The sequence below is a fragment of the Arthrobacter sp. V1I7 genome, from assembly GCF_030817015.1.
In the GTDB taxonomy this organism is placed as follows: domain Bacteria; phylum Actinomycetota; class Actinomycetes; order Actinomycetales; family Micrococcaceae; genus Arthrobacter.
In genome coordinates, this window is sequence record NZ_JAUSYS010000001.1 from 1,469,317 (window position 1) to 1,494,878 (window position 25,562).

The 25,562-nt window shown below is 64.7% G+C and carries 20 protein-coding genes and 4 pseudogenes; 9 read left to right on the top strand and 15 right to left on the bottom strand.

The annotated features are described in order from the left end of the window. Complete coding sequence (locus QFZ69_RS06870) at positions 1-960, bottom strand: IS481 family transposase (protein WP_306913615.1); 960 nt, start codon at positions 958-960, stop codon at positions 1-3. 452 nt (positions 961-1,412) lie between these two features. On the opposite strand from QFZ69_RS06870, the gene QFZ69_RS06875 reads away from it, so the two are divergent. From QFZ69_RS06875 to QFZ69_RS06885, 3 genes are all read left to right on the top strand, one after another. Next, positions 1,413-2,456 carry a GSCFA domain-containing protein gene (locus QFZ69_RS06875; protein WP_306999996.1) on the top strand — a complete coding sequence of 348 codons (1,044 nt, stop codon included), beginning with the start codon at positions 1,413-1,415 and terminating at the stop codon, positions 2,454-2,456. After that, positions 2,453-3,214, top strand: a complete 762-nt coding sequence (locus tag QFZ69_RS06880; RefSeq protein WP_306916607.1) for a hypothetical protein — start codon at positions 2,453-2,455, stop codon at positions 3,212-3,214. The genes QFZ69_RS06875 and QFZ69_RS06880 overlap by 4 nt, the downstream gene beginning before the upstream one ends. A 401-nt stretch (positions 3,215-3,615) precedes the next feature. Then, entirely contained in the window at positions 3,616-4,089 is a 474-nt protein-coding gene (locus QFZ69_RS06885) for a transposase (protein WP_306916609.1), read from the top strand. A 132-nt stretch (positions 4,090-4,221) separates the two neighbouring features. On the opposite strand, the gene QFZ69_RS06890 is transcribed toward QFZ69_RS06885, so the two are convergent. The 7 genes and pseudogenes from QFZ69_RS06890 to QFZ69_RS06920 all read right to left on the bottom strand — a co-directional run bounded on the left by QFZ69_RS06890 (position 4,222) and on the right by QFZ69_RS06920 (position 11,363). Continuing rightward, positions 4,222-6,174 carry a tyrosine-type recombinase/integrase gene (locus QFZ69_RS06890; RefSeq protein ID WP_306916611.1) on the bottom strand — a complete coding sequence of 651 codons (1,953 nt, stop codon included), beginning with the start codon at positions 6,172-6,174 and terminating at the stop codon, positions 4,222-4,224. Beyond that, positions 6,174-7,229 (bottom strand): tyrosine-type recombinase/integrase, encoded by a 1,056-nt coding sequence (locus QFZ69_RS06895; protein ID WP_306916612.1) that lies wholly within the window; start codon positions 7,227-7,229, stop codon positions 6,174-6,176. Before QFZ69_RS06895 ends, QFZ69_RS06890 begins: the two co-directional genes overlap by 1 nt. Next, positions 7,174-8,283, bottom strand: coding sequence for an ISL3 family transposase (locus tag QFZ69_RS06900; protein ID WP_306916614.1), 1,110 nt, complete (start codon positions 8,281-8,283; stop codon positions 7,174-7,176). Before QFZ69_RS06900 ends, QFZ69_RS06895 begins: the two co-directional genes overlap by 56 nt. Before the next feature lie 70 nt (positions 8,284-8,353). Then, positions 8,354-8,512, bottom strand: a pseudogene (locus tag QFZ69_RS06905) (ISL3 family transposase); the annotation flags it as partial. Positions 8,513-8,869: 357 nt separating this feature from the next. Then, positions 8,870-9,709, bottom strand: coding sequence for a transposase (locus tag QFZ69_RS06910; protein ID WP_306916616.1), 840 nt, complete (start codon positions 9,707-9,709; stop codon positions 8,870-8,872). A 16-nt stretch (positions 9,710-9,725) separates the two neighbouring features. Continuing rightward, complete coding sequence (locus tag QFZ69_RS06915; protein WP_306916618.1) at positions 9,726-10,817, bottom strand: IS630 family transposase; 1,092 nt, start codon at positions 10,815-10,817, stop codon at positions 9,726-9,728. 15 nt (positions 10,818-10,832) lie between these two features. Continuing rightward, positions 10,833-11,363, bottom strand: coding sequence for a transposase (locus QFZ69_RS06920; protein WP_306916621.1), 531 nt, complete (start codon positions 11,361-11,363; stop codon positions 10,833-10,835). Positions 11,364-11,913: 550 nt separating this feature from the next. Here QFZ69_RS06920 and QFZ69_RS06925 point away from each other — a divergent pair. Beyond that, positions 11,914-12,501, top strand: coding sequence for a transposase (locus QFZ69_RS06925; protein WP_306916623.1), 588 nt, complete (start codon positions 11,914-11,916; stop codon positions 12,499-12,501). A gap of 122 nt (positions 12,502-12,623) precedes the next feature. Here the strand turns inward: QFZ69_RS06925 and QFZ69_RS06930 are convergent. Beyond that, a pseudogene (locus QFZ69_RS06930) lies at positions 12,624-14,007 on the bottom strand (IS1380 family transposase). 214 nt (positions 14,008-14,221) lie between these two features. Further along, a pseudogene (locus tag QFZ69_RS06935) lies at positions 14,222-14,373 on the bottom strand (transposase); the annotation flags it as partial. A gap of 719 nt (positions 14,374-15,092) precedes the next feature. Between QFZ69_RS06935 and QFZ69_RS06940 the strand changes: the two are divergent. The 4 genes from QFZ69_RS06940 (at position 15,093) to QFZ69_RS06955 (ending at position 18,416) form a co-directional block, all read left to right on the top strand. Beyond that, on the top strand, positions 15,093-15,236 hold the full coding sequence (locus QFZ69_RS06940) for a hypothetical protein (protein WP_306916627.1): 144 nt from the start codon (positions 15,093-15,095) through the stop codon (positions 15,234-15,236). A gap of 351 nt (positions 15,237-15,587) precedes the next feature. Next, complete coding sequence (locus QFZ69_RS06945) at positions 15,588-16,655, top strand: IS110 family transposase (RefSeq protein WP_306916629.1); 1,068 nt, start codon at positions 15,588-15,590, stop codon at positions 16,653-16,655. Next, positions 16,652-16,846 (top strand): hypothetical protein, encoded by a 195-nt coding sequence (locus QFZ69_RS06950; protein ID WP_306916630.1) that lies wholly within the window; start codon positions 16,652-16,654, stop codon positions 16,844-16,846. The genes QFZ69_RS06945 and QFZ69_RS06950 overlap by 4 nt, the downstream gene beginning before the upstream one ends. 223 nt (positions 16,847-17,069) lie before the next feature. Beyond that, positions 17,070-18,416, top strand: coding sequence for a UDP-glucose/GDP-mannose dehydrogenase family protein (locus tag QFZ69_RS06955; protein WP_306916632.1), 1,347 nt, complete (start codon positions 17,070-17,072; stop codon positions 18,414-18,416). Positions 18,417-18,540: 124 nt separating this feature from the next. Here the strand turns inward: QFZ69_RS06955 and QFZ69_RS06960 are convergent. From QFZ69_RS06960 to QFZ69_RS06980, 5 genes and pseudogenes are all read right to left on the bottom strand, one after another. Continuing rightward, a pseudogene (locus tag QFZ69_RS06960) lies at positions 18,541-19,403 on the bottom strand (glycosyl hydrolase). A 51-nt stretch (positions 19,404-19,454) separates the two neighbouring features. Next, the gene (locus QFZ69_RS06965; protein ID WP_306916634.1) at positions 19,455-20,342 is read right to left on the bottom strand and encodes a glycoside hydrolase family protein; all 888 of its coding nucleotides are present in this window, start codon (positions 20,340-20,342) and stop codon (positions 19,455-19,457) included. 184 nt (positions 20,343-20,526) lie between these two features. Further along, positions 20,527-21,672 carry a non-hydrolyzing UDP-N-acetylglucosamine 2-epimerase gene (wecB, locus tag QFZ69_RS06970; RefSeq protein ID WP_306916636.1) on the bottom strand — a complete coding sequence of 382 codons (1,146 nt, stop codon included), beginning with the start codon at positions 21,670-21,672 and terminating at the stop codon, positions 20,527-20,529. Between the two features lie 57 nt (positions 21,673-21,729). Next, entirely contained in the window at positions 21,730-22,020 is a 291-nt protein-coding gene (locus QFZ69_RS06975; RefSeq protein WP_306916638.1) for a hypothetical protein, read from the bottom strand. Between the two features lie 67 nt (positions 22,021-22,087). Further along, the gene (locus tag QFZ69_RS06980) at positions 22,088-22,675 is read right to left on the bottom strand and encodes a YdcF family protein (protein WP_306999998.1); all 588 of its coding nucleotides are present in this window, start codon (positions 22,673-22,675) and stop codon (positions 22,088-22,090) included. A 207-nt stretch (positions 22,676-22,882) separates the two neighbouring features. Here QFZ69_RS06980 and QFZ69_RS06985 point away from each other — a divergent pair, with 207 nt between their 5' ends. Beyond that, positions 22,883-25,480: a hypothetical protein gene (locus QFZ69_RS06985; protein WP_306916642.1), complete on the top strand. Its 2,598-nt coding sequence runs from the start codon at positions 22,883-22,885 to the stop codon at positions 25,478-25,480. Positions 25,481-25,562: the final 82 nt, after the last annotated feature.

A 25,562-nucleotide genomic window follows, 5' to 3' on the forward strand; every position in this document is an offset into this window, starting at 1 on the left:
TTACCCACGGAGGTTGGTGACACGGCTGGCGGGTGGTTGACCCTTGAGTGAGGTGTGGCCTCGGTTGTGATTGTAGTGGTGCAACCAGGCGGGGAAAGCGGCAACACGCTCGGCCTCTGATGCGTAGGGCTTCGCGTAGGCCCATTCGTCGAGCATGGTGCGGTTGAACCGCTCAACCTTTCCGTTGGTCTGGGGGCGATAGGGGCGCGTGCGTTTGTGCTTGATGTCCGCACCGAGAGCCTGGGCGAAGACGCGGGAGCGGTAGCAGGAGCCGTTATCTGTCAAGACCCGGCTCACCGTGATCCCGGCGGCGTTGAAGGCAGCGTTTGCCCGTTCCCAGAAGCCGGCGGCGGTTTCTTTCTTCTCGTCAGAGAGGATCTCGGTGTAGGCAAAGCGGGAGTGGTCATCGACTGCGTTATGCAGGTAAGCGTAGCCGGGCCTGCGGTTGGCGTTTGTGCCGGTCTTGTTCCGGTTCCCCGCGGCCCGGCCGGTCACGCGGTGTCCGCCGCCGTCAGGAATCCGGCCGAGTTTCTTGATGTCCACGTGGACCATGTCCCCGGGGTTCTGGTGCTCGTAGCGGCGGATCACCCTGCCCGTGGCCCGGTCCAGCCACGACAGCCTGGCAAGCCGGTACCGGGAGAGGACCTTGTGCACGGTGGACGGGTGGATACCGAGCAGGTAACCGATCCTCGCCGGCCCCCAGCGGCGGTTGACCCGCAGCGCGATGATTCGTCGTTCCCGCCGGGCAGGAGTGCGGCGCGGGGACCGGGACGGCCGGCTGGAGAGGTCCTCCATGCCGTCTTCGCCCAGCTCCCGGTAGCGGCTGGCCCAGCGCGCCGCGGTCGGGACGGAGACCTGAAAACGTTCTGCAGCCCGACGTAACGGCCAGCCGTCCTCGACAATGCACTTTGCCAGCTCGATCCGTCCCCTGCGGGCGAGAAAAGCATTAGGGTGGGACATTGAAGACCTCCGTTTGTGGAATTGGACTCTAGACAAGCCCCACTCCACTCGGAGGTCTTCTTCATGTCACCACACCACGCCGACCGTCACTAACGTCTGTGGTTAATACATCTAGGCGCGCAGGGTCCGGCCGAGCCGGGCGACCTCGGGGATCGGGCAGGTCGGGAACGAGGCGATGACCTCGTTGACGAGGTCCCGGCCCCCGTTCCGGTCTGGCGTGGTAGATCGCCCGGAGCTTTTGGTAGCACTGCCAGGCCAGGGTGACTTCATGGCCGAGGTCCCCAACAGCTAGTTTCGCATCGAGGCGGAGCGGTGTACGGCTATAGTAGCTCGCGGTATACCGTATCCTGAGCTGACGTAGCAGTTGCAAGAGGGCTTGGGGCCGGGACGGCTTTCCGGTCACGCTAAAGGCGAGTCGAACGTGCTCGGCGAGAACAAGAGAGGGCAATAATATGACGTCCCCCTATGATAGGTTGCCCGACAGGCAATTTTGGCGGCTAGCTGTCGGCGATTCTGTTGAGTCCGTAAATGGAATGTACTCAAAGAAGTTTTCCATCACCGGAAAGAAGATAGCTACTGCTGGTAGCTGCTTTGCGCAAGAAATAGCGCGAGAGCTTCGCAAGCATGGCCATACTGTCGTAGATAAAGAGCCAAGCCCGAACACTATCCAAATCAGGGGAAACCTGGAGACCTCGTATGGCTATGGCCTCTACTCAGCCCGACACGGGAATATTTACACTGTTCGGCAACTGCTCCAGTTGACGAAGGAAGCCTTCGGGCTGGTTTTTCCTGAACCCGAGGAGTACATCTGGGAGCGTGATGGCTGCTTTTATGATGCCCTCAGACCAAATGTGGAGCCCGATGGCCTGCCCACCAAGGAAGAAGTCGCGGCACAGCGGAGAGACCATCTGCGGCGCTTCCGAAAGGTAATCGAAGAATCCGATGTATTCGTCTTCACAATGGGGCTTACAGAAGCGTGGGGCCACCGAGAGAGCGGACTAGTTTATCCCACGGCTCCCGGAGTGCTGGCAGGTGAATACGACCCTAACATCCATCATTTCTTGAACTTCGGGTTCGTGGATATCTACCGTGACTTCCTTGAGTTCCGGGAGCTCGCCAGAGAGCACAATCCGTCGATTGAGTTCATTCTTACTGTTTCCCTCGTGCCCCTTACGGCGACCGCGGCCGATTCACATGTACTGGTTTCGACGGTTCGCTCGAAATCAGTCCTTCGAGCCGTCACCGCACAGTTGTATGAAGAATTCCCAGATGTGGACTACTTCCCTTCCTACGAGCTTTTCAGTACCCCGTTTCTCGGCCCCTCTATGTTCAATGAGAACAAGAGGAACGTCAGCAGGCAGGGGGTGGCAGCGGTCATGCGCATCTTCTTCGACGAGCATGATAACTCGGAGCCAGCTGCCTCCACAGAGGAGACTGACAGCGATGTTGTCTGCGAGGAGGCTCTTTTGGACGCTTTTGCCGGAGGTAGAAAATGAGAATCGGCATTATAGGAAACTCTCACATCGCGGCGTTCAAGCTCGGGTGGGAAGAGATCAAGGCAGAGCATCCAAAAATTGATATGACGTTCTTTGGATCTCCCTCGACCTCCATGCGCTTCTTTCGCGTGGAGGACAACTGCCTTCTTCCCACCAGCGACACCTTACGAGAGAACCTTAGCTGGACCTCTGGAGGCTATGAACACATACCTGGCGGTATGGATGCCTACATCACGGTGGGTATGGGTTTCAGCTTCGTGCACTTGATGGATCTTCTGAAGAATCATCGACCGCTAAGCGAGTACGACCCATCGGACGACACCCAGCAGCTCATCTCTGAGAGCTTCTTTCATAGGGCGATGGAGGGAACTCTCAAAAACAGCAACGCGCTAAAGCTGATCGCGAAGATACGGCAGATCTCGGCGGCTCCCATGGTTTACGTGCCCAATCCGTACGGGACAACCGATGTGCTGAACAGTGATCGCTACAGACACTTTCATAGCCAACCAATCCGAGATCGGGTGTTTGATTACTACAAGGCCGGGCTAGGCGAGATGTTCTCCGAAGCCAGCGTGCGCGTTGTAGAGCTGCCAGATGACACTATTGCCAACAGGATGTTCACGAGGAGCAAATACTCTAAAGGGTCGATCAAACTCAAGCGCGGCATGTCGAGCCCGCACAACGGCGAAGACTACTCCCACATGAACGCGGCGTTCGGTGCGACCTCCCTCCGAGACGTACTAAGGCACTTGCTTTAGACAATTTGAAGGGGTCCCGGGTTCGGGCTGGAACCTCCGGTTCAAATAGATTCGTGGGTTGCCCTGCGGACCGTGGTCTTGCATGGTAGAGCCACATTTGAAGGTGTGGAGGTTCCAGCTAAGGCTGAGGATACAAGGTTCCAGGGGGTGTTGGGCAGACCGTTTGTTGGCACGGGTTCGGTCCTGCCGATGCGGCCATTGTCGCCGGGCCCGGGTCGGTGCGCCGGCAGGAGTGAGATGGGCGCGGCCCGGTGATGGAGGCGGCGCCCCGGTCTCTTGCCCCGGCGCTGATGGCCTTTATCGGCAGGGCCGAACGGTCTGCAGGTGTCCCCCTGCCACACTGGGTTTATCCGCTATCGTCCGGTGGCCAGGGAACCACCGTTAGCCAGGAAGGTCCTGTCATGTTTGAGAGAACAAGCATCGGTTTGGATGTGCACGCCCGCTCTGTCGTCGGCTGCGCCATCGACGGGGACACGGGCGAAGTGTCCAGGCGGCGGCTCACCCCGGACTTTGAGGAGATCCTCGCCTGGATCCTGTCGCTGCCGGGCCCTGCGAAGTCCGTCTACGAGGCCGGGCCGACGGGCTTTGGCCTCGCCCGGTTTATGCTGGCGTCCGGGGTTGACTGTGTCGTCGCGGCCCCGTCGAAGCTCCAGCGGCCCTCGGGCGACCGGGTCAAGACCGATGCCAACGATGCCCTGCATTTGGCCAGGCTGCTGCGTCTGGGCGAGGTCACCGCTGTTGTCATTCCCACCGTGGAGCAGGAAGCCGCCCGGGACCTGGTCCGTGCCCGGGAGGACGCCCGCGGTGACCTGATGAGCGCCCGCCACCGCATCTCCAAAATGGCTTGTCGTGGTTCCCGGGGAATGTTCTGCTGAGATGATTGCTCATGCTGCCATCCGGGCTGCACTTCTCAAGATGATACGTGATTTGTAGTTGCCTGGATTCCGGTATCCGCGGCCGGTTAACCGGCCCTCGCTGCCGGGTCAAGCAGCGGGGGTTAACTGCCGTCAGGTCTTTAGTCGGTCCAGGTGTTTCTGGAGACTGGCGACGACGCGTGCGTGTCTGGCGACTTCGCTGTCCCAACCGCGTTCGAGGGCGTCATCCCTGAGTGCAGTCTCGTCGTTGATTTGCGCCTGAATCTGGGGAAGGAATTCGGCGCTGGTGGTGTAGTTATCGCATTGTTCGCAGATGTTGGCGTAGGGGCAGGCCTCGGCGGCAAGGTGGCGCGAGCAGTAGCCGTGGGCGACGCGGGTCTTGAGCACTTCGCTGTGGAGCCATTCGATGCGTTCGGGCACGACGGGCCGGTCGCTGACAACGAGGGGAAGCTGCCGGGTTTCGCGGATCCTGGCCATCGCCGAGTCGTAGGAGGCCCGGACTGTAGTGTCAGCCAGGTGGGCATAGCGGGTTGTCATCTCGGGGGTGACGTGGCTCAGCAGCGCCATGAGGGCCTGCAGGGTCATGCCGGCGTTGACCAGTTCGGTGGCGTAGGTGTGGCGGAGTTGGTGCGGGGTGACATGCTCGGCTGTCCCGTCGGGGCGGATGAGTCCGGCAGCCCGCACCGTCTCGTCCAGGCCCCGGCGGATCCGGGATGCTCCGATCCGGGTGCCGCGCAGGGTGAACAGGAAGTCCGCCGGGCGGCCGGTGCGCGGATGCGGCAGTGCCCGTTGGGAACCTCGTTCGCCCATCCATTGGTCCAGGGCCGCCAGGGTCGGGTCATCGAGAGGGACCACGCGCTCGGTGTTGAGCTTGCCCAGCGGGACCTTGAGCCAGGTGCCGTGGCCGGGGAGGTCCCAGAGGCAGTCGAGCTCGAGGTCGAGCAGTTCCCCGAGCCGCAGGCCGCCGCCTCGCAGCAGGGTGATCCCGGCGCGGGCGGCGGTGTCGGGGAGCGCCGCGACAGCCTTCATCAGGGCGCTGTCTGTCTGCGGGGCCAGCGCTCGGGGCAGCGGCGCCGGCGGCCGCGGAATGTCCGCGCGGTGGACGACCGTCTCGGCCGGCCGATCGGCCCATCCCCAAGCGGTGAGGTCATCGAAGAAGCTGCGCAGGTTGATCACCGCGTGCATGTGGTGAGTGACCGAGATCCGCTCCCCGCGGGCCCGCCGCCCCTGGGACAGGCGGGTTGCATCCCAGGCCAGGAATTCCTCGAGGTGCCCGCGCGTCAGGCCGGTCAGTTCTCGGCATTCGGGGTGTTTCCCGGAAAGCCATACAGCCAGCAGAGTCAGGTGTTCGGCCCGGAAGGCAACAGTGGCAGGGCGCAGCGTCGCGGCGATGGTCGTCAGGTAGCGGGCGATGACGGGGCGGATCAGCGGCTGCGGCACCGCCTCGGCGCGTTGCGCCGGCGTCCGGTCCCTGCGGTTGGGGTGAACGGGAGGAATATCCGTGACCCCGATCTGATAGCAGAGTCGGCGCAGGCAGTGGTGCTGGCCGCCGAGGAGTCTGCGCGTGCGCGGCGCCAGCAGCGTCGATGCTGCGATGGCGTGTTCCACCGCATCCAGGTCGGCCTCCGTCATGGATTTCAGGTCCACGCCGCGGGTCATGCAAAGCAGCGGAAACGCGTTGCCGATGACGCGTTGTTCCCATTCTGGGCACCAGTCGAACGCCGCGGCAGCACGGCGCACGGCGGCGTCGTCGTCCGGATGCAGCCGGTTCCAGAGCGAGAAATGGGTGCCCTTGCCCTTGAGCGTGAGCAGTTCCAGATCGGGGACGAGCCGGCCGGTGGCAAAGCACCAGGACAGGAAGGACCAGGCGTCGAGGCGTTTGATCAGCAACAGGCGTTCGGCGGCGGAACGGCGCATCCATGCCGCCGGGTCCGGGCAGCTGCCCAGGAAGGCGGCGGCATGCCGGCGGCGCAAATACTTTCCTTGGGGACCGCAGGAAAGTTCCGCGACGAACCGGAAGTAGTCCTCGCGCAGGTCCGTCCCGCCGGCTGCTGGTAAGAGGACGGGTTTCGTGGCAGTAGACATCATGACTCCAATCGCGATCTGGCAGCTGCGTACTCCTCGGCCAGCGTGGTTGCCGACAGATGGACATAGCCGGCGGTCGTTTCCGGGCTGGCGTGGCCCATGAGGTCGCGCAGCACCAGCAGGTCGATTCCGGCAGCGGCAAGTTCCGTGCCATAGGTATGGCGCAGCCGGTGCGGACGCACCAGCGGGGTGCCCGCCCGCAGCCGGTGGGTGCGGAAGATCCGCCGCAGCCCGGCTTCGGTCAGGACACGACCCGTGGTCGGTCCGCGGAGCACCACGAAGCATTCCCGGGCAACGCAGCCGGCCGGACGCTCGGTGCGCAGGTAGGACGCCAGTTCGGTGAAGAATGCCGCGTCGACCGGCACGACACGTTCCTTCCCGCCCTTGCCCGTGACCCTGACCCGCGGCAGACCAAAATCAACGTCGGCCAGCGGCAGCAGCCGCACCTCTGATGCGCGCAGCCCGCCCAGCAGCATCAGCAGCGCCATCGAACGATCCCGTGCGGTCAGCAGATCGGCGATGAACACGGCCACCTGGGCCGGATCCAGGGCAAAGGGAAGCGTCCTCGCCTCGCGCACAAGCTTGCCCCCGCCATGCTCACGGCCCTTGCCCAGGTGCCCCAGCAGTCCGCGGCGCTTGGCACGGAACCCGGAAGAACGCCGCGCCGCAGGGACCGGGTTCTCTCTGACGGCACCGGCCATCACAGCGTAGTCATATAGGCTCCGCACCGCGGCAATCCGCCGGTTCATCGTCGCCGGAGCCGCGCCGGTGCGCGAGGTCAGCCGGACAACCGTGCCGCCGGCATTCTTCTGCGGCTGCTGCTGCCAATCGAGATAATCAAACAAATCAGTAGGGGCGACATCTGCCAGCCCGAGCCGTCGCTCAACGAGGAAATGCAGGAAGTTCAACAGGTCGAATGCATACGCCCGGCGCGTTGCAGGCGAGAAATTCCTCGTGGTCAGATGGGTCAGGAATCCGTTGACCAGTTCCCCGGGTCCGTCAGCGGCACCCGTGAGAATGTGCCCGTTCCCTGACTGGGCAACCTGCAGTCCCATGCGTCCTTCTCAGGCAGGACTGTTTCCAGTCTCCTACCGCCACGACGGCATCTTCGGCTTCTGGAAATTCGCGGCGTGTCCCGGTCGTCGAGGGCCGGTTAACTAATTTTCGTTTGATGTGTTTTATTGCGGTGTTGTTGGCTTCTACCTTGCCCGTTGTGGCGCCGGTGACGATGAGGACTTCGATCTCATTCCACCAGCGGCACACGGTGCGGTAGAGCCTGTTTGCTTCGGGCAGCGCGGCCTGCGCCACGAGGTCAGCCAGGGTGGTATTCGCGGCTGCGGCGTCCTCGAGGGAGCCGGTGCGCAGCAGGGTGCGGAGCTGTTCCTTGATCTGCCAGGCGGCCTTGAGTTTGCCGGTCGGGTCGTCGGTGTCGAAGACACCGGCCAGGCGGTGCCGTCCGCGTTCTGAGAGGTTTTTATCGGCTTTCAGCAGCAGCATGCGGTTCGCCCAGGCCGGGTCGGTGGCCCTGCCCCGCCGGCCCCGCACCTGCTGGGACAGGCCCTGCCGGACCGAGGTGAGCATGTCGTTGGCCAGCATGGTCATATGGAAAAGATCCACCGAAACGGCGCTGCGCGGCAACCACATCCGCAGTGCCTTCCGAAACGCCGCGGAGGGATCGATCGCGACGACCTGCACCCCGAGCCGCCATTTCAGCGGGCGGGCGAAGAGCCAGTCACCGACGCCCTTGTGGTCACGTCCGTCCACGATGCCCAGGATCTGTCCGGTGTCCAGGTCCACAATCGTGGTCATCCACGGCTCGTACCGGGTCCAGACCTTCGTGCCGGGGTCCTGGAAGAACCGCACGGACCGGTACCGGTGCTCATCAATGCCTAGCATCCGCGGCGCCAGCAGGTCCACGTCCGGCAGGCAGAGGGCCGCGTCGCCGATGGCCTGCTGGACCAGCCACCACGAGATCCCGAACGCCATGGCCGTCTCGGACACGGCCCGGCCGGAGATGATGACCGCGTCCAGGACCGTCTCCCGCAGCCGCCGTGTCGACCGTGCCCGGCGCGGCACCTGCGGCGTCGCCTCGCAAAACGATTTCCGCACGCACAGGGTACTCGTCGCAGAACCAGCGCCGTTTGTCCCAGAGGAGAACCACCGCGCCGGCGACCGGAATGTCACGCAACTGCTGGCACCGGCGTTCCTTCACCCGGGAAGCGATCACCCCGCAGCTCGGGCACCCCGGCGGGAACATGGATTCGACGGTGATATGGCGGACACCGTCAGGGAGCAGCGCGGTGCCGGTGACACGGTAATCGGGCAGGTTGAAGATCATGCTGGCAGCATCTTCGGCCGCCACAGTAGGCTCTAACAAGGCTCGTGGTTCCTGTTCAGGTTGAATGCGTAGTAACACTCATCCCAGCAGGGCCACGAGTCCTCTGCTAGCTACAACACGAACCTTTTTCCCCGGGAACCTTGAAGAGATTCCCTAACGCTTGTCAAGCCTTTTTCAGCTCTGGACGGCAGGCAGGCTGAGTGCACCGTCACCTGTGTTCTGCGGTGACGGCGGAGCTGTCCGTCCCGGAAGTCAGAGTCCATCGCCGGGCGCCGCTGTTGCCTCCTTGGCTGGTGGAGGTGGCGGAGAGCGGGGGCCTGAGGCTTCTCGTTATCCGGTGTCGGTAGGTGCTGGTAGCTACCGTGTCAGGCGGACCCGTTTCGCTTCGATCGTGTGGGACCGCGACTGGCTGCGTTGCATGGGTGTGACGATGTAATGGGAGGCGATGAGTTCTTTGGCTGCCCGTTTGGTGAGTGGCTGTCCCTCGAGGTCCCGCAGCTCATACATTTGCCCTGTGGTGAGGGTTTTCCAGGTTCTTTCGGCCAGTTTCCTGGCGACCGCGATAGTGGCTTGGGTGTGGCAGTGGCCGTGTTCGGTCATGAGCCGGTGATAGAACGCGGCCAGCTGGGGATCGATGGTCCGGGCGACGCTTCCGGCCTGGTAGAACGCAAGGCGCAACGGTGCCGGTCCTTCCTTGCTGATGGCCCGACGAGACTGGTTCATCGTCCCGGAGGACCAGTTCGAAGGGGTGATGCCGACATAGTTCGCTGCTTTCTTGGCGCTGTCGAACCCGGATCCGTCACCGAAGTAGGCGCGGATGCAGGGACCAGTTGCCGGGCCCACGCCGGGCAGGGAAAGGATCAGCGGATCGTCGCCATAGAGATGCTCCCACCACTGCCGTGAATGCGACGTGAAGCGATCCACCCTAACCCGGGACTCCTGCAGGTCAGTCAGGTGCTCGGTCACGTCGACGGCCAGAGCGTCCAGATCCAGGTGACCGTCCCAGAAATCTGCCCATCCCCGTGCTGCCGTCTTGATCGCTGTGGCGCGGGCGGGCGTGTCGGCGACATCGCGGGTGTGCTCGGCGACCACAGCCGTCAGCGTCGCCGCGCGTGCCGATGCCAGGGAACGGAGGTGCGGCCAGCGGCCCAGCACGGCGAGGGCTGTTGATTCGGATCCTGCGAACGCTGACCACACATCGGGAAAGGCCCACCTAGTGTCCTGCGCCTGAAATTCGCTTCAGAAGTCGCCCGAGGGATTCGAGGATCTGTTCCGCGGTCTTTGTCCAGGTGAAGGGTATGGGGTTGGTGTTCCATTCGCTGACCCATTTGCGGATGTCCGCTTCGAGGGCCTGGACGCTGCGGTGGTCACTGCGGCGCAGCAGGTCCTCGGTGACGAATCCGAAGAACCGCTCGACCTGGTTGAGCCAGGAGGAGTAGGTCGGGGTGAAATGCATGTGGAAACGCGGGTGATTCTCAAGCCATGTCTTCACGGTCGGGGTCTTGTGGGTCTGGTAGTTGTCGCAGATGAGATGGACGTCCAGGCCCTCGGGGACCTGGGTGTCGATCTTGGCCAGGAACTTCCTGAACTCGGCGGCCCGGTGCCTGCGGTGCAGGCTGGAGATCACTGACCCGTCCGCGGTGTTCAGGGCGGCGAACAGGGTGGTGGTCCCGTGCCGGACATAGTCGTGGGTCCGCTTCTCCGGCATGCCGGGCATCATGGGGAACGCAGGCTGGGACCGGGCCAGCGCCTGGACCTGGGACTTCTCGTCCACACTGAGCACGACCGCCGATTCCGGGGGATTCAGATAGAGACCGACCACGTCGTAGACCTTCTCGACGAACAAGGGATCGTTGGAGAGCTTGAAGCCGTCGGCGCGGTGGGGCTTGAGTTCGAAGGTCCGCCAGATCCGTCCGATCGTGGACTTCGAGAGCCCGGAGCGTTCGGCCATCTTCGCCCTCGACCAGTGCGTGGCGTTCGCCGGCGTGGATTCGAGCGTCGCAACGACCACGTCCTCGACCTGGTCGGCGGTGATCGAGGCCGGCCGTCCGGGCCTGGGATCGTCGACCAGTCCGTCCAGCCGGTGCTCCAGGAACCGGCGCCGCCACTTCGCCACAGTATGCGGCTCGACACCGCACCGGTCTGCGACAGCCACGTTCGTCAGACCCTCGGCGCTGGCCAGCACGATCCTCGACCGTGTCGCCAACGCCTGGGATGAGTTCCGTCTCCGGGCCCACCGCTCCAGCGTCCCGCGTTCTTCAGCCGGCAGATCCAGCAAGGCCTTCGGCCGCCCGACATTCGCCATATCCTGATTTTATAATTACGAAGCGAATTTCAGGCGCAGGACACTAGCCAGTGACAGCAGCCGCCGCCAGTACCTGTTGCCGTCAATGACGGCGCCGGCCCGGCGGACCACGGCCCGCCGCAGCGCCAGCTGTCCCGGGGATGCCAGGACCAGGGGTGGCGGGTCGAAGATCTCTCCGGCGCGGGTGAGGACTTCGGAGTCGATGACGTCGGACTTGTTCTTGCCCATGATGGCTCCGCGCAGCCGTGAGGAGTGACGGGCGCCGATCATTTCCATCTGGCCGCCGGCCCGTTCGACCGCGAGGGCCAGCGCCAGCCAGGTCATCGAGGTTGGTTCCACAACCGCCGTTAGCGGCGCCGGAACTGCGGCCAGCCGCGCCGAGAGCCTCTCCAACCCGGCCAGTGTCGGGTCGACCGTGAAACGGCTCAGGTGTTCAGTTCCGTCATCGAAAAACTCCCTGACCGCGATATGGTGCCGTGCCGTGATGGCCGCGTCGATACCCGCTACTGCCCGGATGATCTCCGCGGGTTTATTCTGATTTTGCATGATGGTTCTCCTCCTCGCATCGAATACGTGCGATGGGACAACCCGTCGTTGCCGGTCCACCAGCCGAGTCACCAGGCCGGGCTTCCCCATCCTTGGGGAGAACCGTCATGCGCGAACTTGAGCGCCGGCGGCGACCTCCCTCACACGCCCGCAACTGCTGAGGAAGCGTCGGATACAGTTCCCCGCGCTTGTGAGTTATCCGGTGCCCGCCCGGACGAAACCCGGTGCTGCGCACCGTTCTCTTCCGGCCACCCATTCCCTCAATCGGGTCTGCTTGGAAGACAGGCCGGGGGCGACGATCTCTTTCACGAGCCATGACGCCCAGCCGAAAACCGGAACCACCCCGGCCCCTCCCAAGGCCACCGTAAACGACGACCACCCCACGTCAACAGGGGTACTTAAGAGATACAAGCCTCCAAACTGCTCCCGCGCCAAGGCATCATCTACACGGACGGGAAGGCATGGACCCTGCAGCACGGGGCCTGGTTGGACCGGCAGAAGTTCGATTCCGCACCCCTGCAGCTGGCCTAATGAATCCTCGCTGGGTGCGATGACGGCGGTCCTGGACCGCCGCGACCGCCACGACAGGGCGATCACGGAACTGGCCTATACCAGCCAGTACACCCCCGTCGTGAGGAATCTCGAGTGCCTGCGCGGGATCTCCACGCTGACCGCGTTCGGCCTGGCCGTCGAAATCGGCGACTGGGAGCGCTTCACCGGCCAGAGCATCGGCGCCTACCTCGGCCTGGTTCCGTCCGAGCATTCCTCCGGCCAGTCACGGTCCCAGGGCTCGATCACCAAAACCGGCAACGGCCGCGCCCGCAGGCTGCTGGTCGAGGCCGCCTGGCACCACCGCCAACCCTATCCACACCCGTCCACCCTCATGCGGCAACGATGGGCGCAGGCCTCGACCGCCGCCCAGGCCCGGGGCCACGCCGGGAACGAGCGGCTTCACGAGCGATGGCTGGTCTATCTGGACCACAAAAAACGCCCCGTGATCGCGAACGTGGCGATCGCCCGGGAACTCGCCGGCTGGTGCTGGTCGCTGACAACCATGCCCGCAGACCCCGGCCAGAAGCACACAGCTCTAGCCTCGATTTTTCATGATGATCGGGTTGGTCGTCGGATCCGGGCTTGATTCTGGTCCGGCCTGATTTCGTGGTTTTGGGCGTGCTGGCGGGGCCTGTTGTCGCTGGTTGGGCGTCGGGTTTCACATTCCGATGGGTGGCTCTGATCGTTGTTGGGGCTGGCCGGTGGTTCTCAGGCCAGGAGTAGGGCCTGTTGTCGGAGGCTGTTTTTCAGCTCGGCAATGGCGGCCAGGAGCGTGGTGATCGTGCCGGATTCCGGTGCTTTGTCAGGAATCAGCAACCGGCTCCGCCGTGCCCGGGTGATGAGTTTCCCGGCGGTGGCGAAGAGCCGGTAGCGCCACCGTTTCATGTCCCAGGCCCGGGCTTTGTGCCCGGTGGGCAGAGCGGCCAGTTGCAGCCAGGAGACCAGATTCATGGCCAGGACGGCGATATTGGCCCAGGCCTGGTTGGCGTGGAAATCGAAGAACGGCAGCTTCCCGAGCCCGGCATTCTTCAGGGTTTTGATCCGGTTCTCGCACCGTCCCCGTGCCCGGTGCCGGGCATCCAAAGCAGGCCCATGCCAACGCGGCGAGTTGGTCAAGAAAGCCGTGACGCGGTGCCCGTCCACGTCCAGCAAGGTTGCCTGCGCGCCGGGGTGCAGCGGCTCAGCACGCAGGTACAGGTTCGTCCCCGGCGGGTAGTCGGTGAGTCCGAGGACGTCAGTGGCGTTAACGACCCACGCGTCCGTGCGTGCCTTGCCGTCCTGGTCCAGTGCGGGCTGCCAATACTGCTTGTCGTTGATCCACCCGACCATGTGGGCCTTTATCTCCGGGACCGGGTAGGAAACACTGAACTGGACCCCTAGCGATGAGAGGTACTGCAGGAATTTCCGGGACGCCCCGGCGCTGTCGGTCCGCACCAACACCTTCTCACCAATCAGCTCTCCGTGCTGGTCGTAGAAGTCGTCGGGGAGCTGTTCGATGGCCTGGGTGAAGACCGTGATGTGGTCCTCTTCGCTGTTGGCCCCGGCGTTGCCCGGACGCATCACCGCGGCTAAGGACCTCCCCGGTCCCGTGGGCCGCGCCGTAATCGACGCTGGCGATGAAAGGCGCGAACCCATACCCGCCCTTGTACGTGCCCACAGCCTGTTCCTTGTCACTATGGGAGGTGACGAGGGTGGCGTCCAGGTCCACTATGAGCGGATCCGGCGCCGTGGCCTTCAGTGCCGGGTTCCGGTCCCCGGCAGCTTCCCACACCCGGGAACGCAACTCCCGCGACAACGTCGCGAAACCGTAGCTGAAGACGTCCGGGTTGGTCACGGTCCGCTCAAAGAACCGAGAGATCGTCGCATTCGAAGCAACCTTTCCGAAGGCCCCCGCACCGGACCGCAGGATATCCAGATCGGAGACGTGCTCCCCGCCGCCGGCGAGCATTACCGCCAACGACCCCGCGATCGTGCCGGGCCGATGCCAGGCCCCGGCCGGGACAAACTGGCCCAAACGGTCCTCGCACAAGCTCCTGAACCCGAGCGCGTCAATCAAGGACGTCACCACGTTCAGCCCGGCATGCGAGACCAGCGACTGCTCCGTCGCGTCGACAGGAAGGGAGGGAAAATTCCGGTAATCTTGGACATCAGAAAGGTGCTTCTTTCAGCCGGTAAATCAGTGCGTCAACAACACTATTTTCCCAGCTCAGAAGCACCTTTCGTCGCTTAAACACACCCGAGGAGCGGCACCCTCATGAAAACCCCGGGCTAATTCTCCGGCGTTACACCATTTAAATTTCAGTCCCGCCGTCCTCGATGTCGGCTTTCTTGAGAGCCAGTTGTGCAGGGTTGCTTCGGAAATCCCGAAGTCTTTGGCGATCTGCGAGATCGGGGCTTCGTGCCTCCGGGCCACCGCGACCACGTCACGGCGGAACTCAGCGGGGAAGGGCTTGAGCATATGAACGTCCTTGCTGCAAGGAAAGAATCCTCACAAGTCAGGCGTCAAGCAAACCCGGGGCAGTCCCATAGAGTGGGCCGGTGGCGCGCAGGGCATTGACGTTTGCGGACAGGGCGGGCATCGCTGTTGGTATCCGGTTGGGAAGACGGACCAGCAGATCGGCGAGGGCATCGGCCGGCACTCCACCATCATCTGGCGCGAGCGCCGGCGGAACTCGACGAAGACCCACGGTTACCGTCCGGTCACCGCCGATGTGAAAGCAGAGCGGCGACAAAAGCGTCCTCAGGTCCCCAAGGTCGATGCCGACCGGTGCTGAAGGCCCGCGTGATGGCCGATCTGATGTACTCGCGGTCACCACGTCAGTTCGCCGGCCGGTTGCACCTTGAGGCCACAGACCACACCGTTGAGCATGGTGAAATCCCCAGATGCTGACGGTCGTACCGTCTCCACGAGGCGCTTTATCGCTGGATCTATGCCCTGCCTAAGGGTGAGTTGGCGAAGGACGGCATCCTGCTGCGATCCAAGCGAACCCGCCGCAAACCGTGCAAGGCCCTCAGTGAACGCAGCGCACCGATCACGGGCATGGTCTGTATCGATGACCGACCGAAGAAGCATCGGACCACCGGGTTCCCGGTTCCTGGGAAGGGAACCTCGGAATCGGCAAGGCCGGCCGGAGCGCTGTCGCCACTTTCGCCGAGCGGCACAGCCGGTTCCTGATCATGCTCGGTCTGCCGGAAGGCAAGGAAGCCGACGGCCTGGCGGATGTGCTCATCGACGGGGTCAACGGTCTGCCGGCGCTGATGCGAGGGGCGCTGACCTGGGATCGGATCGGGGAACCGAAATGGCCTGCCACGCCCACCTGAGCGTAGTCACCGAACTGCCGGTCTACTGCGCCCACCCGCACTCGCCCTGGGAGCGGGGCACTGACGAGAACACTGTGAGTATGGAGGTGGCCCGGGAAGGGGCTGATCCGGAAGGGTGGGTGTCGGCAGCGAAGAGGTGACTCCCGAGAATACTGGCCGCAAGTGCGCGTGCCTTCCGTTTGACATGTTCCTTTAGCTGCCGGCGCCGGCCTGACCCGCCACCGGTTCTGGCTTGATTAGGAGCTTGTCCGCCTCAGGGCGTGACCCGTCACAGTGTTGCCGCGGTGAATGATCTGCTTTCCGGGCTCGGCGTGAACCGTATCCGCCCAGCTTGATGAAAGGACCAAGGCAATGACGACGCTGGCAGAGGAATATGACTACGTCATCGGAGGTGATCCCGACCGCGACACCGTCGACCTGGCGGTGCTGGATACAGCCACCGGCAGCATACGCGCCCATATCGAGGCAACGGCCGACGGTCCCGGATACACACGCATGCTCGACTGGGCACGACAGCACGCCCCTGGCCGCCGGGTCTGGGCATTGGAGGGAACGGGAAGTTTCGCCGCCGGACTCGCCGGGGAACTGGCCCTGACCGGGGAGGATGTCGTCGAAATCGGCGCCCTCAAACACGTCCGCGGCGCCAAGAACGACCGGCTCGACGCGGTCCGCGCCGCCCGGACCGCGCTGGCACGGGAACACCAGTCCAGTCCCCGCGTCCGCGGGCTGCGCGAAGCAATCAGGGCCCTGTCAGCGACCCGCCAGGCAGTGCTTGTCAGCCGCACCAAGGCCATCAACGAACTCAAGAGCCTCATCGTGGTCGCACCCGAACAGCTGCGGGCGCCCCTGCGCGGCCGCCCGCTGGCCACCCAGCTGGCATTGATCGAAAGCACGGTCACCGCCGCGGCCGCCACGGTCGAACATCGGATCACGGTGCTGACATTGCAGTCGATCACCGCGCGCATACGGTTCCTGACCGGCCAGCTCGCGGACATCGATCCCGAGCTGGCCCGTCTGATCCAGGAACACCCGGCCGGACCGGCCCTGCTCGCCGAACCCGGCGTGGGACCGGTCGTCGCAGCCCAGCTGCTCATCAGCTGGTCCCACCCCGGGCGCGTCAGAAGCGAAGCGGCATTTGCCTCGCTGGCCGGAGTCGCACCGCTGGAAGCCAGCAGCGGCCAACGGACCAGACACCGCCTGAACCGCGGCGGAGACCGGGCACTGAACCGGGCCCTGCACACCGTCGCGATCACGCGCATCAGATGCCACGCAGAAACCCGGGCCTACGAAGCCCGGCGCACCCTTCAAGGCAAGACCCACCGCGACATCCGCCGTTGCCTCAAGCGCACCCTCGCCCGGCACCTCTACCGCGTCATGGAGTCCACCGCCGCCCAATGCCCGGAGTCCCAACACGGTTGACAAACATAGGAGCGTCCAATGGACTCGTCCGTGAGTATCTGCCAAAGGGCGAAGTCATCCCGTCCCACCAGCCCTATCTGGAATCCATAGCCGAGGAACTCAACGACTGGCCAAGAGCAATCCTGGGGTACCTGACACCCAGCGAAGTATTCACCCGGCGAATCAACGATGACGTTGCCCAGACGGCCTGACACAGCCGGGTAACGATCTGGACGGCTTGTCCTGCGCCACGCAGCGTCGGGGGGGGCTCCTGTACGCCTCGATAACTTGTTGACATACGTCACTCAACTCTGCAGGAGGACGAGAAACCGAAGTGATCGTTATATAGTGGACCCGTTTGGTTGCGCCATCTGCGCGAAGACAACGAAATTTACCGCCAAGACAACGAAATTTACTGCGGCTACTGGGGGACTAGTGACACTACGACTAACCGTGATCGGTACGGGATACCTCGGCGCGACCCATGCGGCATGCATGGCTGAACTGGGATTTGAAGTCCTGGGCGTCGACGTCGACAAAGAGAAGATCGACAGCCTCAGCCGAGGCGAACTGCCCATCCACGAGCCGGGCCTGCCCGAGTTGCTGCGTAAGCACACCGAGTCCGGCCGCCTGCGCTTCACCACTTCGTTTGAAGAAGCCGGCGCCTTCGGCGACGTGCACTTCATTGCCGTCGGCACCCCGCAGCGGGCCGGCGAGCACGCTGCCGACATGACGTACGTTGATGCCTCGGTCGCAGCGATCGCCCGGGCCGCCACGAAGGACTCCCTGATCGTCGGCAAGTCCACCGTTCCGGTGGGCTCGGCACGCCGCCTGAAGGGCCTCGTCGCCGAGGAATCGCGCGACGGCGTAACGGTCAACTTCGCCTGGAACCCCGAGTTCCTGCGCGAGGGCTTCGCCGTGGAGGACACCCTGCGTCCGGACCGTCTGGTCATGGGATCCGACTCCGCCGCTGCGGAGGCCACCCTGCGTGAGGTCTACGCCGACGCCATCAGCCGCGAGACCCCGTTCATCTCCACGGACTTCGAGACGGCGGAACTGGTCAAGGTGGCTGCCAACGCCTTCCTGGCCACCAAGATCTCCTTCATCAACGCCTTCTCCGAGGTCACCGAGACCGTGGGCGGCAACATCCGCACCCTGGCCGACGCCATTGGCCTCGACTCCCGGATCGGCCGCCGCTTCCTCAACGCCGGCATCGGCTTTGGCGGCGGCTGCCTGCCCAAGGACATCCGCGCGCTCCAGGCACGCGTGTCCGAGCTGGGCCTGGACAGCACTATGCGGTTCCTGAACGAAGTTGACGAAGTCAACCTCCGCCGCCGTGACCGTGCGGTCCACGTCGCAGAGACGCTGCTCGGCACCCTGGAGGGCAAGCGCATCGCCGTCCTCGGCGTCGCATTCAAGCCCAACAGCGACGACGTCCGGGACTCCCCGGCACTCGACGTGGCCGCCAGGCTCTTCAACAGCGGAGCCGACGTCAGCGTCTACGACCCGGCCGCCAACGCGAACGCCGCGAAGCGGTACCCGCGGTTGAACTACGTTGATTCCCTTGGCACGGCCGCGGCGGATGCCGACCTGGTCATGGTGCTCACGGAATGGTCCGAATTCGTGAATATCGATCCCGCGGATCTTTCCGCCGCGGTGTCGCACAAGCGGATGTTTGACGGGCGCAACGTCCTGGACCACGAGAAGTGGAACGCGGCCGGCTGGGACATCGTGTCCCTCGGCCACAAGAGCGAGCTCCTGGAGCTGACTGCGGTCCACTAGGGATCTCAGCGTACTCCGGCACTCAGCCCGGTCGAATGAATCCGTTTCATTCGGCCGGGCTGAGTCGTTTCTGGCTGCCAGGGGTACGTGGGGTGAGGCCAGCCCTCCGGAGGCTGTCAGCGCATCACAGGGACGCGTACAGCCTGCCTGTGCTCGTGAGCGTGCCGTTCGTGTGGAACAAGGCGGAGCTTCCCATAACGGGGTCCCCTGCCGGCCGGGACTTCCAGGCAAAGCGTTCGACGAACGGCATGGCGCGCAGGCCGGCCACCGTGGCGCGCATGAAGTCCTCGGTCTGGGCCCGTGAGTACACGCTGCGCCGGGTGGATGTCGCATTCCAGTCGGCGACCGCATATTCAGTCACCCACACCGGCTTTTATACTTTTCGTGCAGCATGGTCACCTTGTTGAGGAAATCGTCGGCCTTAGGCCAGGCGTAGCGGTGCATCGTCACGAAATCGACACGCAGACCCTTGGCCTTGGCCATGAAGCTCTCAAGCCAGAGGCTGTCGGTTCCGGCCGGAGCAGGGGACCCGAGCCTTAGCCCGGTTGCCACCAGCTTGGGCCACAGACGAATGGCCTCGTCCACGGACATGTTCGCTTGGGCCCTGTGGTCGGGCTCGTTGAAACCCAGCAGGTGCTTGGTCCTCGTTTCCGCCCGTTGGCGTGTCACCCAGCCGATCGCGTCCTGTTCCAGCAGCCGCCTCGCATCCTTGATCATCGGGACGAAGGGCGGGCTGGTGGTGACGTAGGACCGCGCTGACCAGATGTAGTACCAGTCCAGCTTCAGGCTCTGGATCTGCGTGAGCGCCAGGGCGTCCTTCCCGCCATGCCCGAAACCCTTGCGCGTGTCAGCGGGCAACGTGATGGACGGCACTACGGACGGGGCTACGGCCGCCTGGGCGGAGCCTGCACTGGCAGCCAGCAGGGCGCCCGGCGCTGCCAGCACGGAGAACACATCAGGAATGTCCCGGATAGTCACAGGAATCACGCAGTTTTTAGGGCATTCGACGGGCCGCAGAGGGATGACCCCCGGGCCAGATCAGAGGGAGCGGTACAGTTCGCCCGTGGGCGTCAGGGATCCGTTGCTCCGGAACAGCGCGGAGGCTCCCATGATGGGATCGTCATGAACCCGCGTTTTCCAGGCGAAACGCTCCACGAACGGCATTTCGCGGAGACCGGCGACGGTGTCCCGCATGTACGCCAGGATTTCCTTTTCGGTAAACCGGCTGGGCGACTTCGTGGTGGCATCCCAGTCGGCGACGGCGAATTCGGTGATCCAGATCGGCTTGTCGTAGCGGTCATGCAGGCGCTGCACATATTCCAGGAAGTTGTCCGCGTGGGGCGGCGCATAGGAATGCATGGTGACGAAATCCACCCGCAGGTCCTTCGCCGCCGCCTGGTCCATGAACTTCATGAGCCAGTCTCCCATGGCCTGGACCGCACCCGGAGACCCCAGCCTGAGGCCCGCCCGTTCCAGCTGCGGCCAAAGTTTGATGGCGGTGGCCACGGACATGTCCGCCTGGCCCTCGTGGTCGGGTTCGTTGAAGCCGAGAAGGTGTTCGGCGCCCGTCCACGGAAGCTCGGACAGTACTTCCTCTATGCCGTTCCGCTCCAGGGATCCGCGCCCCCAGATCATCGGCACGAATTCAGCGCTCTGGCTCGAAGCCGGTCGGAGGGGCGGGTAGCTTGGGCCCCAGTTGTAAAACCAGTCCAGGTCCAGGGAATCCAGCTCATCGAAGCCGAATCCGTTGAACCGGGGCATGCCGATGCCCTTGCTGGCATGTCGGGGCTTGGGCCGGCGGGTCCTGGCCGCGGACGGAGCAACACTGGGTGCCGGCGGGGTCGACGGCGGACGAGGTCCGGGCGCCGTATCCGGGGTGCACGCCGCCAGGGCGGCGGCGCCGAGGGCGAGAGGCAGTGTGAGCAAGGTCCTACGGTCCACATGCACCTCCTGGCGTCGGTCAGTCCAGAGTCAAAGCCGGGGAAACCAGTACCGCCGTCGGACAGCGCCATGCTGGCAACCCGGGTCCTTGCCTGCCGGACACTCATTCTGTCACGGATGTGGGCGACGGTTCACCGCCGGCGGGCATCCGCCGCTGCCCCGCCGGCCTCTACGCTTCGCCGAACTCCGCCGTCCGGTAGCCGACACCGAGCAGCTCTTCGATGGCTGCCACCGTGCGGAGGGCAGCCTTGCCGTCGCCATAGGGATTCACGGCGTTTGCCATGGCCGCGAAGTGCCCGGAGTCGTGGAGGAGACGGGTCACCTCGGCAACAATCCGCTCTTCGTCCGTGCCAATCAGCTTCACGGTGCCGGCCTCAAGGGCCTCGGGCCGCTCGGTGTTGTCCCGCATCACCAGGACCGGCTTGCCGAGGCTGGGGGCCTCCTCCTGCACTCCGCCGGAGTCCGTGAGGACGATGTGCGCCCGGGAGAGCAGCCGGGTGAATTCGCCATAGGCCAGCGGCTCCGTCACCAGGACGTTGGCCTTGCCCTCCAGTGCGGGCAGCACGGCCTCGCGCACCACGGGATTCTTGTGGGCGGGCAGCACGATCACGAGGTCCGGCTCGGCGTCGGCGATCCGGGCCAGTGCCCGTCCCACGCCGCGCATGGATTCACCCTGGTTCTCGCGCCGGTGCGTGGTGACCAGCAGGATCCGCCGGCCGCCGGCGGCCAGCTCTTCCAGCCGGGGGTCCGTGAACGGGAGTTGCCTGTCCACCGTGGCCAGGAGGGCATCGATCACGGTATTGCCGGTCACCACGATGTCCGCCGGGTTGATGCCCTCGGCCAGGAGGTTGGCCCGGCTGGTGCTCGTGGGAGCCAGGTGCAGGCGGGTGATCTGGCTGGTGATTTTCCGGTTGGCCTCCTCCGGGAAGGGGGACAGCAGGTCACCGCTGCGCAGGCCGGCCTCCACGTGCACCACGGGGATCCCGTGGTAGAACGCGGCGATGGCAGCGGCAGTGGACGTTGTGGTGTCGCCCTGGACGACGACGGCGTCAGGCCTCGTGTGGGCGAAGAGCTTCTCGAGGCCGTCGATGGTGCGCGTCATGATGCCGGACAGGCTCTGGCCCTGCTGCAGGATGTCCAGGTCATGGTCCGGAACAATGCCGAACAGCTCGTTGACCTGGTCCAGCATCTCGCGGTGCTGGCCAGTGACGGTCACGACGCAGCGAAAATGGGGTGACCCCTGAAGTGCGCTGACGATCGGAGCCATCTTGATGGCCTCAGGCCTGGTCCCGAAGATGGGCATGATGGTATGCATAGGGATTCCCCAAAAAAGGTAAGCGGATGGTGGTCAGTAAAGCTGGCGGTCCCGGCATCAATCGAGCAGAAGTGCCAGCACGAGGGCGGTCAGGCTGATTGCAACGATGAGAACTGCCAGGAGTGCCACCAGCCGCTTGCGGTGGTGGAGCAGTTCTCGAGCGGATCGCTGTGATTCGGTACCCTTAGTTGCGGTAGCCGGCGTATCGGCTGCGGCCGGCGGCTCAAGGGGTACCGGTTCCACGCCCGGGACCAGGAGAGCGTCCGGAATTTCCCCGTGGAGGCGGCGGCGGCGCAGGTGCCGGGGGGCGGCGACGAGCGGCGGGGAGCCGTCGGGAGTGTGATCCAAACGTGTCCTCCTCGCCTCTGTCAGCGTGCCGAACGGGCTGACGGCTTCAGCCCGGTGCCCTCAATTCTTACATTCCTGCCGGCTGATCCACGCATTCGGGCCGGAGCGAGGCGTCGATGAGCCCGCCGGTTTCGATCACAAACCGCCGCAGCCACTGCCCCGGATTAAAGTCCGGATGGGAGGCAACCAGCTGGACATCCGCCGTCGTGCACTGGCTTATCAGGCGCCCAGCGCGGGTCACGTGGTAGCTGGAGGTGACCACGGTGACGGACTTCCAGCCGTTAAGCGCCACCAGCCGGGATATGGCCTGCGCTTCGCCCCGGGTGTCCAGATCCGGTGGCCGGAAGCAGACCAAGGCCGGATTGGGAAAAGCGGCCGAGCCGCAGACGGCGTCGGCCGCCCTGTTGCCGAAAGTGTCGGTGCGGGACAGCACCAGGACGGGGATCCCGAGCTCCTGCTGGATCCGCTGGGCCGCGGGCAACCGTTCCGAGGCCGCGCCGCCGAGCATGATGACCGCGTCCGTGCGGTGCACGCTCAGGGGATCGGTGTTGACGAACAGCTGCACCGCGATGATCAGCCACAGCAGGAAGCCCCCGGCGGTGAAGGCAAGTGCCCTGCGGGTTGCGGTAGTCACCGCGGGGACGGAAGGAAGCACGGGTTCGAGTCTTTCACGCCGGATGGAGCGGGCGAAACGGTGGGCCTTTGCTGCGCCAAAGCTGGCAAAGAATAGCGCGCACGGACCTTGTGGAAGAAGTGACGAATGTGTGTGGGGTGACAGATGTGAATTGGCCCTTATGCTATAGGCAGCCCCGTAGCTCCCGCCCACAGGTCTAGGCCTTGGTCCCACCCTAAGCGAGCAATCTTGCGAAAACTGAACGTAGCGGCAACAGTGATGGCCGCCGTAATGCTGGCAGCCGCGCTGCCACAGGCGGCCTCTGCCGCGCCGCAGATTGCTGCGGGCGTTTCGCTGGCCGTTCCGTCGGTCACCGATCCGAATCCGGCACCTCCGGTTGACGACTTCGTCCGCCCGGAGCCTCCGGCCAGCCGGGCCAAGTCCGAATACACGTACGTGAGCGCACCGCTGGCGGGGACCATGAAGACCACGTTGGTAACGGTCCAGCTCGCTGACAAGTCCGCAGCGACAACCGATGCTGCCGTGCCCATGGACGCTGCTAAGGCGTCCATCAGCGCCTCCAAGAATTACTGGCGGAACGCGACCTCGGGCCGGGTGGACATCACCCTGGTCGAGACCAGGACGCTGCATAAATCCGCGGCCCGGTCCACGCAGTCTCCCGGCGTTATCGCCGACATCGTGACGGCCGAGCTTGGCTGGAGGCAGGATCCCTATACCGCCCTGGTGCTGTTTGTTCCGGGGGCCTACCTGAACAACGGTGCCGCCGGCATGACATACAGCAACGGCAACATCGGCGGCCGGATCGTGATGCCGCAGAAGAGCAGGCTGACCACGCCCGTCCTGGCCCATGAGTTCGGCCATGCGCTCGGCATGGACCACGCGAACAGCCTCCAGTGCGGCAGCGGCGTCGCCGACGTGGCGTCCGGACCGTTCGCCGGTTTCGCCGACTCCACCTGCAGCATCAGGCCCTACGGCGACAACGTGGACCTGATGGGCATTTCCCACTTTGACGTCATGCCGGTCATCAGTGCCAGCTTCTGGGAAATGGGGCGGTTCGGCAACGGCGACGAAATCGCCAACCTTGGCACGGTCTCCTCGCCCCGGAGCGTGACCCTTCGGCCCTGGGCCGGCAGCGGAGCCAACCGGGCCGCTAAATTCACCGACCCCAAGTCCGGGGAGGTCTATTACCTGGAACTTCGCACGCCGGTGGGCTACGACAGCGTGATCGCGCAGAACGGAAACCGCGGCGTGAAAATCACCCAGCAGGGCGGCGGCAATTCCTCCATCCTGCTGCCGCCGAACACCCGTCCCTTCGCCGGCTACTACAGCAACACCCAGGCGTGGCAGGCCGGCCAGACGTTCACCACGCACGCCGGCACAAAAGTCGCGATCAATTCGGTCAGCAACACCGCCGCCACCGTGACAATCCGCCCGCCGGGCGCCCCCGCCGTCGGATACACCGAGAAGGCCGCCATCACCCGCGCCGGGGACAGAGCGACCCTCAACGTCAGCGGCTGGGCCTATGACCGGGCCAAATCATCCGAGTCCTCCCCGGTCCACATTTACGTGACGACGCCGGCAGGCGTACGGACCGGCTACCCCCTGACCGCGGACCAGCCGCGTGCGGACGTGAACAAGGTCATGGCCGTCACGGGCAACCACGGCTTCTCCCGCTCCTTCAACCTGACCGCCGCCGGTGTCTACCGGGTCTGCGTGTACGCACTGGGCAGCGTGGAAACGGCCGATCTGGGCTGCCGGTCCCTGACACTCCAGGGCTCCGCGCCGCCCGCAGGCTTCCTCGACTCGCTCAGCCTGGTCAAAGCCAACGGCGTCACGGTGCTCCGGGCGCTCGGCTGGAGCTATGACCCCGGCACGCCCACGGCTTCCATCCCGGTCCACATCTACGTGACAGACCCGGCCGGCAGGACAACCTCCCAGGCGATCACCGCCAACAAGAGCCGGCCGGACGTGAACCAGGTCATGCGCGTGACCGGCAGCCACGGCTTCAGCACGGACATCCCCGTGACGGCCGGCGGCCAGTACAAGGTCTGCGCCTACGGCCTGGCGGTCAGCCGCTTCACCCAGGGGAACAGCCTGCTGGGCTGCAGGACGGTCAGGCCGCAGACCACACCGGCCCCGGCGGGTTATCTGGACAGTGCCGTGCCGAAGACCGACGCCAGGGCGGCGAGCGTGACCGTCAGCGGCTGGGCCCTGGACGCCGGCACGCCGGCCGCCTCGATCCCGGTCCACCTCTACGTCACCGGACCGGACGGGACCACCAGGAGCTCAGCCCACACCGCCAACCAAGTCCGGGACGACGTGAACCGGGTCATGGGAAGCACCGGAAAACACGGCTACCGTGTCTCCGTGCCGGTCAAGAAGCCGGGGAACTACCGTATCTGCGCCTACGGCCTTGCCGTCAGCCCGTTCCCGCTGGGCAACAGCCTGCTGGGCTGCCAGTCCGTGACGGTCGCGGCGACTCCGGCGCCGGTAGGTTTTCTGGACTCGGCCAAGGTCCAGCTCGGCGGAACCGGCTCCGCGATCATCGCCAGCGGCTGGGGCCTCGATCCCGGCATGGCCGCGGCCAGTGTTCCGGTCCACCTCTACGTGACGTATCCGGACGGCACGACGAAGGGGACCGCCCACGTGGCCAACCGCGCCCGGGCGGACGTCAACAGCATCTTCCAGGTCCCGGGCAACCACGGCTACAAGGTGTCCATCCCTGTTGTGAAGCGTGGAACTTACACCGTGTGCGCATGGGGTCTGGGCGTGGCGGGGCTTTCGGCGGGAAACACCCAGTTCGGCTGCCTCCGGACCACCTACTAGCTGGAGTTGCCGGGTAATGGCGCCGGCCGGCCGGGCCGTGTCGCAGCACCGCGGTAGCGTAGGGCTGTGCCTGAATCGACCG

What these genes read in the sequence shown, in the direction of transcription:
- QFZ69_RS06870 (WP_306913615.1), bottom strand. Translation starts at nt 960, where the DNA reads ATGTCCCACCCTAATGCTTTTCTCGCCCGCAGGGGACGGATCGAGCTG.
- QFZ69_RS06875 (WP_306999996.1), top strand. Translation starts at nt 1,413, where the DNA reads ATGACGTCCCCCTATGATAGGTTGCCCGACAGGCAATTTTGGCGGCTA.
- QFZ69_RS06880 (WP_306916607.1), top strand. Translation starts at nt 2,453, where the DNA reads ATGAGAATCGGCATTATAGGAAACTCTCACATCGCGGCGTTCAAGCTC.
- QFZ69_RS06885 (WP_306916609.1), top strand. Translation starts at nt 3,616, where the DNA reads ATGTTTGAGAGAACAAGCATCGGTTTGGATGTGCACGCCCGCTCTGTC.
- QFZ69_RS06890 (WP_306916611.1), bottom strand. Translation starts at nt 6,174, where the DNA reads ATGTCTACTGCCACGAAACCCGTCCTCTTACCAGCAGCCGGCGGGACG.
- QFZ69_RS06895 (WP_306916612.1), bottom strand. Translation starts at nt 7,229, where the DNA reads ATGGGACTGCAGGTTGCCCAGTCAGGGAACGGGCACATTCTCACGGGT.
- QFZ69_RS06915 (WP_306916618.1), bottom strand. Translation starts at nt 10,817, where the DNA reads ATGGCGAATGTCGGGCGGCCGAAGGCCTTGCTGGATCTGCCGGCTGAA.
- QFZ69_RS06920 (WP_306916621.1), bottom strand. Translation starts at nt 11,363, where the DNA reads ATGCAAAATCAGAATAAACCCGCGGAGATCATCCGGGCAGTAGCGGGT.
- QFZ69_RS06925 (WP_306916623.1), top strand. Translation starts at nt 11,914, where the DNA reads ATGACGGCGGTCCTGGACCGCCGCGACCGCCACGACAGGGCGATCACG.
- QFZ69_RS06940 (WP_306916627.1), top strand. Translation starts at nt 15,093, where the DNA reads ATGCTCGGTCTGCCGGAAGGCAAGGAAGCCGACGGCCTGGCGGATGTG.
- QFZ69_RS06945 (WP_306916629.1), top strand. Translation starts at nt 15,588, where the DNA reads ATGACGACGCTGGCAGAGGAATATGACTACGTCATCGGAGGTGATCCC.
- wecB (WP_306916636.1), bottom strand. Translation starts at nt 21,672, where the DNA reads ATGCATACCATCATGCCCATCTTCGGGACCAGGCCTGAGGCCATCAAG.